The 17087-nt window shown below is 36.7% G+C and carries 11 protein-coding genes; 5 read left to right on the top strand and 6 right to left on the bottom strand.

Annotated elements, in window-relative coordinates; all coding sequences use genetic code 11:
* Nucleotides 1-11: 11 nt before the first annotated feature.
* The 4 genes from AEA09_RS02810 to asnB all read right to left on the bottom strand — a co-directional run bounded on the left by AEA09_RS02810 (nt 12) and on the right by asnB (nt 6393).
* Nucleotides 12-1532: a GGDEF domain-containing protein gene (locus tag AEA09_RS02810; protein WP_053582401.1), complete on the bottom strand. Its 1521-nt coding sequence runs from the start codon at nt 1530-1532 to the stop codon at nt 12-14.
* Nucleotides 1533-1924: 392 nt separating this feature from the next.
* A complete protein-coding gene (locus AEA09_RS02805) occupies nt 1925-2638 on the bottom strand; it encodes a pseudouridine synthase (RefSeq protein WP_053582400.1) in 714 nt (237 codons plus the stop codon).
* Between the two features lie 8 nt (nt 2639-2646).
* Nucleotides 2647-4260 carry a putative polysaccharide biosynthesis protein gene (locus AEA09_RS02800; RefSeq protein WP_053582399.1) on the bottom strand — a complete coding sequence of 538 codons (1614 nt, stop codon included), beginning with the start codon at nt 4258-4260 and terminating at the stop codon, nt 2647-2649.
* Between the two features lie 285 nt (nt 4261-4545).
* Complete coding sequence (asnB, locus tag AEA09_RS02795; protein ID WP_053582398.1) at nt 4546-6393, bottom strand: asparagine synthase (glutamine-hydrolyzing); 1848 nt, start codon at nt 6391-6393, stop codon at nt 4546-4548.
* A gap of 200 nt (nt 6394-6593) precedes the next feature.
* Between asnB and AEA09_RS02790 the strand changes: the two genes are divergently transcribed.
* Nucleotides 6594-7844, top strand: coding sequence for a BaiN/RdsA family NAD(P)/FAD-dependent oxidoreductase (locus AEA09_RS02790; RefSeq protein ID WP_053582397.1), 1251 nt, complete (start codon nt 6594-6596; stop codon nt 7842-7844).
* A gap of 155 nt (nt 7845-7999) precedes the next feature.
* On the opposite strand, the gene AEA09_RS02785 is transcribed toward AEA09_RS02790, so the two are convergent.
* Entirely contained in the window at nt 8000-10009 is a 2010-nt protein-coding gene (locus tag AEA09_RS02785) for a Na+/H+ antiporter (RefSeq protein WP_053582396.1), read from the bottom strand.
* A 269-nt stretch (nt 10010-10278) separates the two neighbouring features.
* On the bottom strand, nt 10279-11559 hold the full coding sequence (locus AEA09_RS02780; RefSeq protein ID WP_053582395.1) for an L-lactate MFS transporter: 1281 nt from the start codon (nt 11557-11559) through the stop codon (nt 10279-10281).
* Nucleotides 11560-12586: 1027 nt separating this feature from the next.
* On the opposite strand from AEA09_RS02780, the gene AEA09_RS02775 reads away from it, so the two are divergent.
* The 4 genes from AEA09_RS02775 (at nt 12587) to AEA09_RS02760 (ending at nt 17068) form a co-directional block, all read left to right on the top strand.
* A complete protein-coding gene (locus AEA09_RS02775) occupies nt 12587-14071 on the top strand; it encodes an ATP-binding protein (RefSeq protein ID WP_245622763.1) in 1485 nt (494 codons plus the stop codon).
* On the top strand, nt 14071-14739 hold the full coding sequence (locus AEA09_RS02770; protein WP_053582394.1) for a response regulator: 669 nt from the start codon (nt 14071-14073) through the stop codon (nt 14737-14739). Before AEA09_RS02775 ends, AEA09_RS02770 begins: the two co-directional genes overlap by 1 nt.
* A 187-nt stretch (nt 14740-14926) precedes the next feature.
* Nucleotides 14927-15964, top strand: coding sequence for a DctP family TRAP transporter solute-binding subunit (locus tag AEA09_RS02765; protein ID WP_053582393.1), 1038 nt, complete (start codon nt 14927-14929; stop codon nt 15962-15964).
* Nucleotides 15965-16021: 57 nt separating this feature from the next.
* Nucleotides 16022-17068, top strand: coding sequence for a DctP family TRAP transporter solute-binding subunit (locus tag AEA09_RS02760; protein ID WP_053582392.1), 1047 nt, complete (start codon nt 16022-16024; stop codon nt 17066-17068).
* Nucleotides 17069-17087 lie beyond the last annotated feature (19 nt).

Genomic DNA, 17087 nt, shown 5'->3' with positions numbered 1-17087 from the left:
TTTCGACAGGGTCATTCTTCTTTGCTTATTATTTCTTTATCTGTTGCTACTTCATCGTAACTAGAATAACAGTTTTTCCCTTCATTTTTAGATCGGTATAGCGCTTGGTCTGCTCGCTCAAACAAACTAATTTCAGATTCAGCTACACTTTCATAAATTGCTCCACCTATACTCACAGATAATGTGGCCCAACTTTTTGTATCCATATATTTTAAACTACGAATTTTATGCAAAATTGCATCTGCAATTTTCTTTATACCGTGATTATCGGTATCATACAGCACGATTGCAAATTCATCGCCACCTAGTCGAACGACAAAGCCTTCATTTTTCATAGCCTGATTTAAAACACTCGCCGTTTCAACAAGAACTTTGTCTCCTTCTGCATGTCCAAACTGATCATTCACTTGTTTAAAGTTATCCAAATCAATTAATAATAAGCCAGGGGTATTTTCTTTGCGCTTTTTCAACAAATTGTCCATTTTACTAATATAGGTTGCCCGATTGTAGACTCCTGTTAATGAATCATAAGTTGCTAAATTTATCGTTTTTGTCAGCAACCGTATTATAACAAATAGCATGATCAATGATGTCACCACTGCAATAACTAGTAAAAACCAAAATTGCTTTGTATTTTTAGCCAGTGCTGTTAGTTCACTAAGATTCCCATACTTTACATACACAATTCGATTCGTCGAGTCTCCTCGAGCTGTTTCTGCTTCGTAGGGTAAAAAGCGAACAGTCTCTACATAGCCATTTTCTAGCTGTTTTTTGTACTCAGTCGGCTGCATTGTTTGCTTCGCCTTCTTATAATACTCTTGGAACAATTCGGATTGATCACCTACAACAATTCGTGTATCCTGTGAATCATCTAAAAAGATTCCTCCTGCATTAATCGTTTTCACTTCTATTAAATCGCTATATTTTTCCACTAAAGAATTTGCGGTTGTTACAAAGTTAAACGCATGAAAAACAGGCACATCATTTAAATCAACACCAAGCTCAAATAAATATTTTTGATCTGGTGTTCCTAAATAGCCAAACTTCCGAATTGCTCCTGTAGTCGTAGATACATCAATACCATCTGTGTAAAATTTGCCACTTTCTCTTCGTTCATCTAATAGTGAAGAAAAGTTTTTACAACACTCCGAAAAACTGAACCCTTTATCTTGCATAAATGTTGTATAAATAATTGTATTTGTCTGATCTAATATGTATATATCCATTTCATGCTCTTTTTTCATTTGTTGTAAATCCCACGTAGAAATACTTGGGTTTTTCGCATAATATGAAACTAATGCTCGTAACTCTGTCTCAATCTTATCAGAAATATTTTTATCAAAATAAAGATGCGCGTTATCTACAGTTTGCATATCATTAAGTATATGATCTTCAATTAATGTTCTATTGGCGGCTTCTTGTTCCCGAATATCTACCACCAGTATCTGTCTATTTACATATGACATGACAACAACAAGTATCAGTGCGAATGTAACTAGCGATAATAATAATTTAAATCGCAGTCTTTTCATTCGAGACTCCTTTCATTAATTATATTTACTGCTCTAAATACTCCATCCCCTCTATGACAAGCTTTTTGCAAAATCTCAAACACAGCGTGAGTATCTATACGCTAACAATCAACAATACTTCCTTTTAAAAGATAATCACCATGACTTAGGTTTTATTTCCACTCCTGTTAGGTGCTTTCCTGAGGTCGTCTAGCCCCCACTCCAATCAACAAGCATGCTAAAATCAATAGGTTTTTTAATCAATTGTCATACTAGAGTGGATGAACCTTTTTTAAAAGAAATAACAATTTTATTAATTATTTAGTTATAACATTATTATACAATTATTCAGGACGAAAGTGTGCATAAAAAAAATCCTCTTGATAGTGCTCAAAACACTATCAAGAGGTACCTTATTCTCTATTTTGTAAACTTGCCAATTCCTCAGGTGTTAATTCGCGGTATTCGCCAAGATCTAAACTTTCATCAAGCTTAAGACTTCCCATCGATAGTCGCTTTAAGTAGGTCACACGCTTTCCGACTGCTTCGAACATACGCTTTACTTGATGGAATTTGCCTTCTTGAATCGTCAACTCGATTTCTGATTGCTCTGCTGATTTTAAAATAACGAGCTTACCTGGCTTAGTAACATAGCCATCATCAAGCTCCACACCACGTGCAAATGCTTCTCCATCAGCTTCTGTTACCACACCATCAATTTGTGCGTAATACACTTTAGGTACATGCTTTTTCGGTGACAATAAATTATGTGTAAGCGTACCATCATTTGTTAGTAAGAGTAAGCCTTCTGTATCTTTATCAAGGCGCCCTACCGGAAATGGTTCAAAATGCTGGTGTAATGGCTCTAATAAATCAATAACCGTTGCTTCACGTGAATCCTCTGTAGCCGAAATAACACCTGGAGGTTTGTTCATCATGAAGTAAACAAACTCCGTGTAAATTACTCGTTCATCATAAACTGATACATCCTGCTTGTCTGGATCCACATGCATCGCGGCATCTTTGACATGAATACCATCAACAGTAACCGCCTTTTGTTTGAGTAATTGTTTGACTTCTTTTCGTGAGCCATAGCCCATATTTGAAAGTAATTTATCTAATCGCATAGTTCCTCCTATTTAAATCCTATCTTACTCGTAAATCGAGTTAGGCGTTCGCCAAGTAATTTCTGTGCAAGTCCCAATCGTAGTGATAAAAAACCGTAAACAGCAATACCCACTGCCGTACAAATCACTGAAAAGATTAGGGCGGAGAATTTACTATCGACAGGCCCCATTATAAATTCTAACAATTTATAAGCGACTAGTACATTTAGCGCCATCGCAGCTGTTAAAATAGAAATTAGCATGACACGTCGTACTACCATTTCGGATTTATAATTGAGCGCTCTCTTTAACACTAACATATTAATAATAATTGATACGCCATAACCAATCGCAGTTGCTAATATTGCCCCATCCGCTTCCATCATGCGAATAAGGGGAATATTGAGTGCGAGCTTCACTAAAATCCCTGACAGTAAACTGAATACAATCCATTTTTGGTAGTCGATGCCCTGTAAAAGAGCTGCTGTCACTTGGAACAATGCAAACAAAATAGCGACTGGTGCATAATGCGCTAAAATCGACCCACCCATTTCACTTTCCGAATACAGCAAGAAGTATATTTCATTTGATAATAGCGAAATACCTACAACTGCTGGTAGCGTAATGAAAATTAAAATTTGATAGGTTTTATCCATCGCATGGCGTAGTGATAAATACTCGCCTGACGTAAAATATTTTGTAATTGTTGGCACTAACGCCATAGAAAATCCGGTTGCTAACATGACTGGGATGATGACCACTTTATGTGTTGTAAAGTTAATCATAGATAAGTATTTATCCGTTACATCGGCTAAACCAATTGAAGCCATCGCTCCATTGAACGTTACCATATCGACTAGTTGGAATAGTGGGTTGGCAATCCCTACAAATACCATTGGAATTGAATACGTAATTACTTCTTTATAAATAGTAGACAATGGTAACTGTTTAGAAGTAACACTTTGACTACGGAGCAAATTAAATTCTGGCTGGTATTTTTTCCAGTAATAATATAGCACTCCTAAACCGCCAATTGCTCCAATAAAAGCTGCAAATACTGCAAAGGAAATAGCCGTTTCCGCTTTACCTTTAAAGACCACAACTACAAGGAATGAACCACCTAATAGGACCACAATTCGAACAATTTGTTCAACTAATTGTGAAACAGCAGTCGGTTGCATTTTGCCATAACCTTGGAAAAAGCCTCGCCATAAACTCATAAACGGCACAACAATTAATGCGAAACTCACCCATCGAATTACAGAAGCAATTTGCTCAACTGTAAATACTTGCTCCTCACTTTTGATGACGAGCCCAGCAATTGGTGTCGCGAGCGCAAAAAGTGCAATAAACGAAAGAAAGCCCGTAATTAACATAATAAGTATGCCGGATTTCATAAGTTTGCGACCCGATTGATAATCACCTATCGAATTGTATTTAGAAACAAATTTTGACACTGCTATAGGCGCCCCAGAGATGGCTATAGCCAGCATGATTGAGTAGGGAATGTATGCGTATTGATACAGTGCAATATTTTCTTCACCGACAATTGCATAAAACGGAAAAATATAAATTAAGCCGAGCACTTTCGATAAAAACATCCCGAGTGTTAATATCGCAGTACCTTTCATTAAAGAGGACATCGTATCCATCCATTCATTATTAAAATCATACTTCTTTTAGTAGTACACAACGATCACTTTTCTCACCTAAAACGAATAAACTAATTGTTATTTTAACATATTTATAGGAAAACAGACGCAGTAATACGTTAAAAGTTGCAAAAAGAAGGTGTCTCATAGTATTTGAGACACCTTCCTTTCTGCGCCAAAGCAAAACGCCAGCGCATAAACAGGCTAAAAATGCACTTTCCCAAGAAAAAGATGTCCAAAAAAGTCTTTACAATTTATTAGACATCCTGCTTCTAGTTACATATCTACGAAGAATTGCTTATACCATACTAGGAATACATATACAGTCCAAATATAGCGACCACGATTAGCTTTACCTTCGTAATGCTCATCTAAATAACCGACTAATTGATCTGTATCGAAGAACTCTCTTGCAAAATCAGTTGTGAACATATCTTTAACTAAATTATAGTACTTCTCTTCACGTAACCAGTGACGAATTGGTACTGGGAAACCAAGCTTTGGACGCTTTGCCCATTCCTCTGGTAGCTCTTGATGTGCTGCTTGGCGCAAGACGTATTTTGTATCAATATCGTTGACACGATATTCGGACGGAATATTTTTCGCAAGCTCCATCACTTCTTTATCTAAGAATGGTACACGTAATTCAATAGAATGCGCCATACTCATTTTGTCAGCCTTTAATAAAATATCGCCAGGCATCCATAGATTTAGATCTAAGTACTGCATTTTTGTCACATCATCATCACCTGGTACTTCATCGTAAATACGCTTAGTAATCGATTTGACAGATGGACCATTTTTATAGTCTGGTTTTAAAACGTTTAATGCATCCTCTTCATCCCAAACGACCGCTTCCCCAATAAAGCGTTCCTCAACGGTTTGACCACCTTTTACAAGGAAGTTTGTATATTGGTTTTTCGGTAGCGCTTCTGCAATACCTCGGAGTGCTTTACGCAGACCCATTGGCACTTTTTCATATTTTTGCATTCTGCCTGAGTTTTGGTACCAAGAATAACCACCGAAAATTTCATCGGCACCCTCACCCGAAAGAACAACCGTTACATCTTTCGCAGCTAATTCTGATAAGAAGTAAAGCGGCACTGATGATGGATTTGATTGTGGCTCATCCATATGCCACTGGATTTTAGGTAGCGCCTCAAAGCACTCATCCGCAGAAATGTATTTACGTTCATTTTGAATATCTAATGTGTCTGAAAGCTCTTTAGCTAAGTTTGTTTCATTGAACATATCTTCATAATCAGAGAAACCAACAGAGAATGATTTGTCTGGACGAAGTAACGCTGTAATATAACTTGAGTCGATACCACCTGATAAGAAGGACCCAACTTTTACGTCACTTATTTGATGTGCCTCCACAGATTCTTTCACTGTTTCACGAATTTCTTCCACATACTTTTCAATAGGTGCTTCTTTTGCATGGAATTTTTTATCCCAATATTGCACGATTTTCATATCGCCATTTTTGATGACCATATAGTGAGCTGGTGGAAGCTTAAACACACCTTTAAAGAATGTTTCATCCATTGAAGAATATTGGAAAGTTAAATACGGACGTAACGCGTCTTTATTTAATTCTTTAATGAAAGATGGGTGTGGTAAAAAAGATTTAATCTCTGAACCGAAAATGAATGTATTATCAGTCGTATGGCTTGTGTAGTAAAGTGGTTTTATACCAAAGCCATCTCGTGCGATAAATTGTAAATCATTCTTTTTATCCCAAATACAAAACGCGAACATACCGCGAAGTTGTTTAACGAACTCTACTCCATATTCCACATAACCATAAATGATTACTTCACTGTCTGATTGTGTTTTAAACGTATAACCTTTTGCTTTTAGGTCTGCGCGTAATTGTTGGAAGTTGAAAATTTCCCCGTTAAATACCAGTACGATGTTACCATCCTCACTGTAAAGAGGTTGGTTTGCAACGTCTGATAAATCAATAATACTTAAACGACGGAAACCTAAAGTTACTTTATCGTCAGTATGAATACCACCGCTGTCTGGACCACGGTGAATAATCGTATTCATCATATTTTCAATTGTTTGATGATGATCAATTACATTTGTTCCGTTAATATAGCCAATAAATCCGCACATCTATTTTTCACCTCATAATTTAGTGCATAACAACTACCATAATAGCACGAAAAGCCGTTCATTTCATACTGTCATTGCAGATAAGAAATTATAGAACACTTTAGCTCAATTTTCAATGTTAAGAAGTCACCTTAACTATAGGACTTCATGTATAATAGTAAAGATTCGTGAAAATGAAAAGAAAGTGAGTTTATATATATATGTATGATGTAATTGTTATTGGTGGAGGGCCGTCTGGCTTAATGGCTGCTATAGCCGCAGGAGAACATAAAAAGAAAGTACTATTACTTGAAAAAGGGACTAAGCTTGGCAAAAAACTAGCTATCTCTGGTGGTGGTCGTTGCAATGTTACAAACCGACTACCTGTAGAAGAAATCGTCAAGCATATTCCGGGGAACGGTCGTTTTCTATATAGTCCATTTACGGTTTACAACAATGAAGATATCATTAACTTTTTTGAAGGACTTGGTGTCGCTTTAAAAGAAGAAGATCACGGGCGTATGTTCCCTGTGTCAAACCGTGCACAAGATGTGGTCGATGCACTTATTCGTCAGCTACAACGCTTACATGTAGAGGTTCGTTTAAATACACCGGTTAGCAAGCTTTTAATGGATGATGAAAAAATTCTCGGTGTGCGCTTAGCAGATGGCATCGAAGTACGCAGCAAAGCAGTAGTTGTAGCGGTCGGTGGCAAGGCGGTTCCACAAACGGGTTCCACAGGCGATGGCTACCCTTGGGCAGAGCGTGCTGGGCATACCGTTACAACACTATTCCCTACTGAGGTACCTGTGTTATCCAAAGAAGATTTCATTCAAACTCGTGAATTACAAGGCTTAGCACTACGTAATGTTGCGGTTTCTGTACTGAATAAAAAGGGCAAAACACTTGTTACGCATCAAATGGACATGCTCTTTACACATTTTGGTCTAAGTGGACCAGCTGTCCTACGCTGTAGCCAATTTGTCGTCAAAGAGCTCATGAAATCCGGCTACGAACCCGTGACAATGCGAATTCAAACACTTGTCGATCAAAACGAAGAAACTTGTCTTCAATATTTAAATAAACTAGTTAAAGCTGAACCGAAAAAAGCTGTAAAAAACGTTTGGAAAGGGATTGCTCCTGAACGTTGGTTATTATTTTTATGTGCACGCGCCCAGATCGATGTCCAATTAACAGGCATTGAATTATCCCAAGAAAAAATCCGTCATCTTGCTCGAGAGCTAGTGAACTTCACTATGTCTGTAAGTGGCACACAATCGCTTGAAAAAGCATTTGTCACAGGCGGTGGTGTATCAATTAAAGAAATCGAACCAAAAACTATGGCTTCTAAGAAAAAAACTGGCTTATTTTTCTGCGGTGAGATTTTAGATATCCATGGCTATACAGGTGGCTATAACATTACTTCAGCACTCGTTACCGGAAGAATTGCTGGCATGAACGCTGCACTATAAAATACAAGCATTATTCAATAAATAGAAAACGAGTTAATGGATTAATCATATTCTCTGAAAAATGTGTCCATATAGAACGCTATCTTGTATCAACCACTTTGCTTCACTATAAAAAGAAAGGGCTGTCCTATTGGTTAGCCCCTTCTTTTATTTTTCTATTCGACATATTCAAATAGCACAACACTTTCCATATAATTCACGAAGCGTCGTAGCTCCTTCGCTTCTACTTGTGTTACTTCCTCTTTAAGTAACATTTGCGAGATAGCTTTACGTTGCCCCTCAATTGCGTAGATACACAATACTTCTTGAGCTTCTGTTAATTCATCCGAATTGTCCCTATCTAAATTGAACTCAAATTTACGCACTAAGCGCTTATAATAATAAATTACATGTTGTAGAACTTCTGGATTAAATTCCGTTTTAATCTGTTGATTTAGCTGTTCAAGTACTTTTGAGAAAATATAGAAATGCATATTTATTTCAGTATTCGATAATGCCTCTTGCTCATGACCTTTTAAATAAGAACGCCTCCAATTTTGCATCACTTGCTTTAGTTTACGACTAACTATATGAGAGGACCCTGATATTACGGCTCGTTCTCGTTCGGAAATTGATTGATGTATTTGCTTGATAAGCAGTGCAGGAACATCCTCGAATGAACAGTATTCCTCTAAATAAATTCGTTCCATTCTTAATGCCTTTATACGTTCTTCCTTTAATTGCTCATTATACTTTTGCAATTGCTGCTCGTCCTTCATTTTAGATTTTAATAAGTGAAGCATCATAACATATTCATTGATAAGCTCATAAACAACTTCTGTGTTCTCCTCTGAACGTTCTTGTTTCAAACGTTGAATTGCGCCAGTAATCATCCGCTGCTTTTGTACGTTTACATTTTTCGGATTAGGAGAATTAACCTTTTCACTTAGAAGCGGTAAAAATATTGTGGCTACAAGAAGTGTAAACAAAATAACTCCTGCTGCTAAAAATATAATCAATGACCGCATAGGAAATATTTCGTTTGACTCAGTGAAAAATGGGAGTGACAGCACCCCAACCATAGTAATGGTTCCCCTCACACCAACCAAGCTCGTAATAATCGCGTCTTTAATAGACGGTAAGTCATTCTCTTGGTTTTTCATGACATAATAAGTAATAGTGTTAAAGACTAATGTCCACACAAAACGAATACCTAATACGAATGTACCAAGCGCTAAGACATAGCATAATAATCGCCAGTTATTTATTTGTTCATTGGCAATCAACGTATGCATGGCTGAAGGCAGTGTAAGACCCAACAATAAGAAAATTACACCGTTTAATGTATAAATCATAATCATCCAAATACCATCTGTTAGTATTTGCTCTTGCGCTATCAAATTTTCTGTCTTTTCTTTAACAAGTGCATAAATAAGTGCAGCAGCTACTACAGCAATAACACCCGAAGCGTGTAAAAGTTCCTCTGCAATAAAAAAAATAATGAATGGCGTCAAAATTTGTAAAAGCGCATGAAAAACAACATCATTAATACCTTTATCGCGCAATGCGTAGCGAATGACATTCATTGAAATTCCTAGAACGACCCCAAGTAATGCTCCTACAAAAAACATATATAAAAAGTCTCCAGTTGCCTCTTTTAAAGAAAAATACCCTGTTACCACTGCGGCAACAGCATAATTAAAAGCCACAAGTCCTGATGCATCATTAATAAGTGATTCTCCACGCACTAGATTCATAATATGATTAGGAATTCGTATACGCTTTGCAATACCATTCACCGCTATAGGGTCCGTTGGCGATAAAATAGCTGCTAAGGCAAAAGCGGCCGCTAGTGGAATAGTAGGCACCATCCAATGAATCACATACCCCCCTACAATAGTCGTCAGAAGCACTAAGAAGATAGCATTCCCTAAAATGGATGCCCTCATTTTCCATAATTGTTCACGAGGGAAATGAGCACCATCATAATAAAGTAGAGGCGCAATAAATAAGAGCAAAAACCACTCCGTTTCCACTTCTATCTTAAAATCCTTCACTAATACTGAAAAAACTAATCCTATGCCTATTTGAATTAATGCGGTTGGCAAAAATGAAATATAATGACTAATTATATTTGTTATGAGCACAAGCACTAATAGTATCAATATATTCGTTAATATCTCCATAATTCTTTCACCTCACGAAGTCCTTTTTTCACATTACCCGTTCAGGTTCATAATTATGCTAATGGTAGAAAATCGCTCAATTCCTCTAAAATTCAATTTATTCCGGTAAATCTTATTGACAGGCAAACACCTCTGTTATATGTTAGTTACAGATTAATCTGGTGTACTATAACAAAATACAACAAAAAATCCGAATAGTGTCATATGCGAAATGACAACTATCCGGCTTGTACTTTCAAATGCGAATTGAAAGTAGTTTATCTTTATTATTATGCTGTAGTTGAGACGTCTCCAACTTTTTCTGCTGAAGCTTTTTGGGCATTTAATGCCATTTGTTTGCGTACATCTGCACGTAAAGTTAATGAAATAATTAATGAAATCGCAATTAAACCTGCAAATACATAGAATACCGGAATATAACTTCCGTAATTATTTTTGATTGCGCTTACTAATAGCGGACCAAAAACCCCACCTATCGACCATGTCGTTAATAGGTATCCATGAATCACACCAAGTTGCTTGGTTCCGAATAAATCACTTGCGAATGCTGGTAAATTCGAGAACCCACCACCATAACAACTAACTACTAAGAAAATAAGCGCTTGGAAAAGCATAACGTTTGTCGTATGCGGTAAAACGATAAATGTTATTAACTGTACTGTAAAGAAAATAACAAAGACGTTCGAACGACCAATATAGTCAGACACAGCTGCCCAAATTAAACGGCCACCACCATTGAATAACCCCATAATTCCTACCATCGCTGCGGCACCCGCAACTGATAAACCTACGATTTCTTGCGCCATAGGAGATGCTACAGAAATCATCATGATTCCTGCTGTTACATTCACTAAATGCATCGACCATAACATCCAGAAATGCTTTGTCTTCACTGCTTCACGCGCCGACATTACAGCTAAATCTTTTTTCACAACTTTCTTGCCAGAATCTGATGCTACCTTCATATTCGCTGGCATATAACCAGGAACTGGAGGCGCAATATATAGTGACCCCAAAATCATTAACGTGAAATAACTTGCCCCTAGAATAAAGTACGTTGTAGAAATGCCTACTGCTTCCATCAAGTTCGCCGCAACTGGAGCTGTAATCAATGCACCCGATCCGAATCCTAGTACAGCCATACCTGTTGCTAAACCTCGGCGATCAGGGAACCATTTTACTAATGTCGATACAGGCGCAATATAGCCAATCCCCATACCTAAACCACTAAGCACACCATATGTAAGCCAATATAATACAACTGAATCCATCATAATTGCGACACCCGCACCAGCTTGTCCAGCACCAAATAATACAGCTGCTACCATCGCTGCTTTACGCGGCCCCAATTTCTCTACTACACTACCAAACAATGCTGCTGCGAAACCAGCAAGACCCATCATAATAGTAAAGGCAATCGTTACCTTCGTCTCACTCCATCCCATCTCTGTGACAATCGGTAGTTTGTATACGCTATATGCGTAAGCGCCTCCAATTGAAAGATGAATTGCAATTGCAGATAATGCAATTAACCATCTATTTTTATTCATAAATACTCACTTCTCCCCTCTTTTGCTACATGTGAAGACTTTATGAACGTCTACGTACAACAATTTACCACTTATAATTATTCAAAAGCAAGATGTTTTTCTAAAAATTATTATTTCTCTAAAAAGTAATGCAAATCAAATAATGTAAATTTTAATGTTTTTTACTTACAGCCTCTAAGTAAAACGACGTTTAACGAACAATATTCACACCTTATTTCAGCTAATAATATTTTTCTACACTACTTATTAAATAAGTGTTAATTATGTTAAGATAACTAAAAACGTGCATGTTTTCACATATTTTATGTACTTCTATTCCTATCTATATGAAATTTTTTCCTATTAAGAGGCCGAACTATTAGAGTTTAAAGTGAAGTCCATCATTTAACAAAATAGAAACATGCCGAACAATAGAGTTTTTTTAAATCCTTAAGAAGAAAATAAAAACAATACATACTAATAGCAAAAAAACTACACCAAAAGACAGAATCCCTGTTAATGGATTAGTTATGAATTTTTACAAAATCCTTCTTTTTTTCAACACATTCCTTCAAAAATAGTTTATGCTGATTTTTATTATTTGAATATACTTTAATCTTCCCCTCCCATCTTCATTATTCATTAAAAATACATCAAGAAACACAGAACTCTCTTCATCAATCCGCGGAATAACATTACAAAAATAATCCAAAATTGTTATATTACACAAGTAAAAATATGTAATATAGTTAGTGTTATATTACAACAATCTACTTATTTATGCATATTTGTAATAGAATGAAATTCCCAGTTCATCTGACTGTGGTAAAATAGTAAAAATATTCATCATTATCTAAACAAATAAATTTTCACTCTCATATATACACTAGCATCAAAAATTCACATATAAAGAGGTGTACAATTAATAGAAGGTTGCCACTTTGGCATCTCCTTTTACATACTTATGAAAAACATTTCTTTGCGCCTAAAGATGTTTATTTTTTCATTTATTATTGTCATATCTTCTATTGCTACAAGTGGAGCTATTATGATTCATAATCTAGCAGGCGCCTTCGAAAAGGAATTTGGTGCCCGCGCTATTGCGATTGCTAGAACCGTGTCGCAGCTATCAGATATTCAAAATAATATAGGAACAGAGGAAGGCTTTGAAAAAATCCAACCTATTGCGGAACGAATTCGTCTAGCAACTGATGTTGATTACATCGTTGTGATTGATATGAATCGTATTCGTTACTCCCACCCTTCAGAAAGTAAACTTGGTACAGTTTTTGAAGGTGGGGACGAAGTAGAGGCTTTTTCACAACATGAATACATCTCAAAAGCTCGTGGCGTACTTGGCTACTCGATTCGCGCGTTCGTACCAATTATGAATGAAGAAAGTACGAGGCAAGTTGGTGTCATTACAGTCGGTCTTCTTTCACCAAAGTGGTATAGCCTTTTAGACGAGTATCAATATGATATATTAATGTCGCTGTTTTGGGGCTTGGCAATAGGCTTGGGTGGCTCCGTTTTAGTAGCAAATCACTTGAAACGACAAACATTTAATTTAGAACCTTATGAAATCGCTCGACTTGTAGAAGAACGTTCAGGGATTATTCAAGCAATGGATATCGGAATATTGGCAACGGATGAACACGGGAATGTAACGTTTATTAACAGATTAGCAAGGCAATACACACATTTCTTCGGACAAACAATCTCAAGAAAAACCTTATTTAAAGATACATGGCTCGCGGAGGATACGATTCAACAATACGAAGCATATCGACCACTTCTAATGTACGAGCAAATGTATTTAGTGCGTACCATTTCTATACGAATTATGGATCAAAGTGCTGGTTATCTCATTATGTTGACGGACAGAAAAGAAGCCAATATGCTTGCTGAAGAATTAACTGGTATCAAAATGCTTGTGGATTCACTGCGAGCACAGCAGCATGAATACATGAATCGTCTACATAGTATCGCTGGTCTGATCCAACTTGAACGTAATGATGATGCTTTAAGCCTCATTATTGATGAAATAACTGACGAAGAAGAGATTATTCAAAGCCTACGTGACAAAATTTACGACTACTCAATTCAAGGCTTAATGCTCGGCAAGTATTCACGTGCAAAGGAGCTCGGTATAGAACTCACCATCGACGAAGATTCTAAACTAGTAGAATTCATGAGTGGTTTTTCGAGTGGAGATATGGTAACAATTATCGGAAATTTACTCGACAATGCTATGGAGGCCTGTCTAGAATGCGTGCATAAAGATGTTCATTTAACGTTAATCGGTGATAAACATCACCTATTTATTGAAGTGCAAGACAGTGGTAAAGGAGTTCAAGGAATACCGCAACGAATTTTCGATTATGGCTTTAGTACGAAGCAAAAAGAAGGTCGTGGTATCGGTCTCGCTCTTATCAAACAGATTGTCGAATCAAACAACGGAACAATCCAGGTAGAGTCTACTGTTCAAATTGGGACAACGATTACAATTAAAGTGGGGGTGACTGAGGAATAATGAGTAATCTTTCAGTTTTTATCGTAGAAGATGATCCTATGGTACTTGAAGTAAATAAAGGGTTTTTAGAAAAAATGAATGGCTTTGAACTTACAGGTGAGTCTACAAACGGTCGAGATGCTTATGAGAAAATCGTAGCCAAACAGCCAAATCTCATTTTACTTGATATGTTTTTACCGGATATGACGGGTATGGAGCTCTTTTTAAAACTTCGTGCCGACCGTATTCCATCAGATATTATTATGATTACAGCAGCAAGGGATGCACAAACTGTACAAGAGGCACTTCGCCTAGGTGCTATTGATTATCTCATTAAACCATTTCGTTTTGATCGCTTTGAAAAAGCTTTGCAACAGTATAGAAACACTGTAAAAAAGCTTGCAAATACAAATTCCTTTAAACAGGAAGATATCGATCAGTGGCTAGGAATCCAAACTGAAGCAATAGAGCTTCCTAAGGGACTAAATGACATCACTATGAAACAAATTTCAGAGTATTTAATGGCAAATCGAGCACCTATTACTTCTGAGCAACTTGCTCAAAATGTTGGTATGGCTAGAGTAACAGTCCGGAAGTATTTAGATTTTTTAGCAACAAAAGGTAGCGTTCATATCAATTTAAAATATGGAGCAGTTGGTCGACCAACAAAATACTATTCTATCAAATAACTATGTAAGAAAAGCTTGCAAACAATATGTTTGCAAGCTTTTTTCATTTTATAACAGTTTACTAGAATAGAAAACTGTTATATACCACAAATACCAAAATGTCCATTAACACCATAATATTGTATATTTCGACATTAGAACTAAAATAAAATCAGTTCAGATGTAAATTTGTTAGGGGTCGTTTAGTATGTGGCGAAAGCGGATTACCATCAGTTTTGTTAGCGTTCTCATTCTCATTTTATTAGTTTCATGTCAAGAGACCGATTACCCTACAGACAATGAACAGCTAAGTCATGAAGAACAAATCGTGATTCGATTTTCACATGTTGTTGGTGAAAATACGCCAAAAGGAATGGCGGCTATTAGATTTGCCGAGCTTGTCAAGGAACGTAGTAATGGTCATGTAGAAATTCAAGTATTTCCAAATGGCGTTCTTTATAAAGACGGTGAAGAAATGAATGCACTTTTACGCGGGGATATTCAAATGATAGCACCTGCGATTTCTAAAATTACAACACTCGTACCAGAGTGGTCAGTTATGGATTTACCTTATGCATTTAAAAATGCAGATGAAGTTCATACATACATAGACAGTAAAACCGGTCAAATTCTGATGAATAAATTAAGCGAGCATAACCTATTGTCAATGGGCATTTGGGATAGCGGATTTAAACAGCTAAGTAATAGCATTCGACCAATCGAGGAGATTAAGGATTTAAAAGGATTGCGAATGCGGATTATGCCAAGTGATATTTTAGCAGAACAATTTTCAAGTGTCGGAGCGTTTCCAAGGCGAATTGATTTTAATACTGTTTTTAATCAATTACAAAAAGGGCATGTTGATGGGCAAGAAAATACGTTCACAAATATTACAAGTAAAAACTTACATTCATTGCAAGACTATTTAACAGTTAGTAATCATGGTTATTTGGGCTACTTACTGCTCATGAACAACAATCACTGGAATGCTTTACCGAAAGATGTTCAAACACTACTTATCGAAACACTTGCCGAAGTACAAGCCTGGCAATGGCAACTGGCAAAAGATTTAAGTACGGAGCGTCTACAAGAGATTGAAGCATGTGATTGCATTGATATTAACTACTTAACAGAGCAAGAGGTTCAAAAATGGGAGTCAGCTTTTGATCCTGTTTACCAATTTTACACAGAGCGCTATAGCGAAAAATATATCGAGGCGCTACCGAAAAATCAAGTACACCATTAACTTGGGTTTAAAAGGTTTTCCTTTTTTACTATATAAAATTTTTTAGGGGGATATACAATGAAGAAATGGCTTTTAATGTCACTTATGGCTGTGCTTGTACTAGCACTTGCTGCTTGTGGTGGCGACAAAAAAGAAGAAGCTTCGGCTCCAGCAGCTGACGGCGACGGCGGCTATACAAAAGAAAAACCGCTTGTACTTAAGTTCTCTCACGTAACATCTATCGATAGTGTTAAAGGTAAAGCGGCTGACGCTTTTGCTAAATTAGTAGACGAGAAGACTGAAGGTAAAGTAAAAGTTGAAGTTTACCCTTCATCTCAATTATATGGCGATGCAGATGAACTTGATGCGTTAGTATCAGGAAACGTTCATATGATTGCTCCATCTGTAACAAAAATGGTGAAAATTGACCCGCGTTGGCAATACGTTGACATGCCTTACCTATTCGAGAACGAAGAGCATGTTCGTAAATTCTTTGAATCTGACGTAGCAAAAACAATTCTTGAATCAGATCAATTAGCAGCAAACGATGTTAAAGGATTAGTATTCTGGGGAAATGGTTTCAAACATTTCTCTAACAACAAACACCCACTTGTAAAACCGGAAGACTTTAAAGGTCTTAAATTCCGTGCACAAGCAGGTAAAGTTCTTGAAGAACAATTTAAAGCTTTAAACGCTGGTTCTGCCACAATTTCATTCGGTGAAACATACGCTGCCCTACAACAAGGTACAGTGGATGGACAAGAAAACACATTCAATAACTTTGATACACAAAAATACCAAGAAGTACAAAAACACTTCTCAGTTTCTGAGCACGGTCGTCTTGACTACGCAATTTTCGTAAACAAACCATTCTGGGATAAAATCCCTGCTGATTTGTTAACAGCAGTAGAAGAAGCTTTAGACGAAGCTACTACATTAGCATTGGATTTAGCTTCTGAAGAAAATGAGAAATCATTCGAGAACATTAAAAACTCTGGTATTGAAGTAATCGAATTAACTACTGAACAAAAAGAAGCAATTAAAGCACAACTTGATCCAGTTTACGAAGAATTTGGCGAAGTAATTACTGAAGAATTAATCAACGGCATCCGTGATTTAAAATAAGTTCTTCTAGTTTGAGTGT

Source organism: Lysinibacillus contaminans, from assembly GCF_001278945.1.
In the GTDB taxonomy this organism is placed as follows: Bacteria; Bacillota; Bacilli; order Bacillales_A; family Planococcaceae; genus Lysinibacillus; species Lysinibacillus contaminans.
Note: the sequence above shows the minus strand (reverse complement) of the source record. Positions and strands in the feature narration are given on the sequence as shown.

What these genes read in the sequence shown, in the direction of transcription:
- AEA09_RS02810 (WP_053582401.1), bottom strand. Translation starts at nt 1,532, where the DNA reads ATGAAAAGACTGCGATTTAAATTATTATTATCGCTAGTTACATTCGCA.
- AEA09_RS02805 (WP_053582400.1), bottom strand. Translation starts at nt 2,638, where the DNA reads ATGCGATTAGATAAATTACTTTCAAATATGGGCTATGGCTCACGAAAA.
- AEA09_RS02800 (WP_053582399.1), bottom strand. Translation starts at nt 4,260, where the DNA reads ATGTCCTCTTTAATGAAAGGTACTGCGATATTAACACTCGGGATGTTT.
- asnB (WP_053582398.1), bottom strand. Translation starts at nt 6,393, where the DNA reads ATGTGCGGATTTATTGGCTATATTAACGGAACAAATGTAATTGATCAT.
- AEA09_RS02790 (WP_053582397.1), top strand. Translation starts at nt 6,594, where the DNA reads ATGTATGATGTAATTGTTATTGGTGGAGGGCCGTCTGGCTTAATGGCT.
- AEA09_RS02785 (WP_053582396.1), bottom strand. Translation starts at nt 10,009, where the DNA reads ATGGAGATATTAACGAATATATTGATACTATTAGTGCTTGTGCTCATA.
- AEA09_RS02780 (WP_053582395.1), bottom strand. Translation starts at nt 11,559, where the DNA reads ATGAATAAAAATAGATGGTTAATTGCATTATCTGCAATTGCAATTCAT.
- AEA09_RS02775 (WP_245622763.1), top strand. Translation starts at nt 12,587, where the DNA reads ATGATTCATAATCTAGCAGGCGCCTTCGAAAAGGAATTTGGTGCCCGC.
- AEA09_RS02770 (WP_053582394.1), top strand. Translation starts at nt 14,071, where the DNA reads ATGAGTAATCTTTCAGTTTTTATCGTAGAAGATGATCCTATGGTACTT.
- AEA09_RS02765 (WP_053582393.1), top strand. Translation starts at nt 14,927, where the DNA reads ATGTGGCGAAAGCGGATTACCATCAGTTTTGTTAGCGTTCTCATTCTC.
- AEA09_RS02760 (WP_053582392.1), top strand. Translation starts at nt 16,022, where the DNA reads ATGAAGAAATGGCTTTTAATGTCACTTATGGCTGTGCTTGTACTAGCA.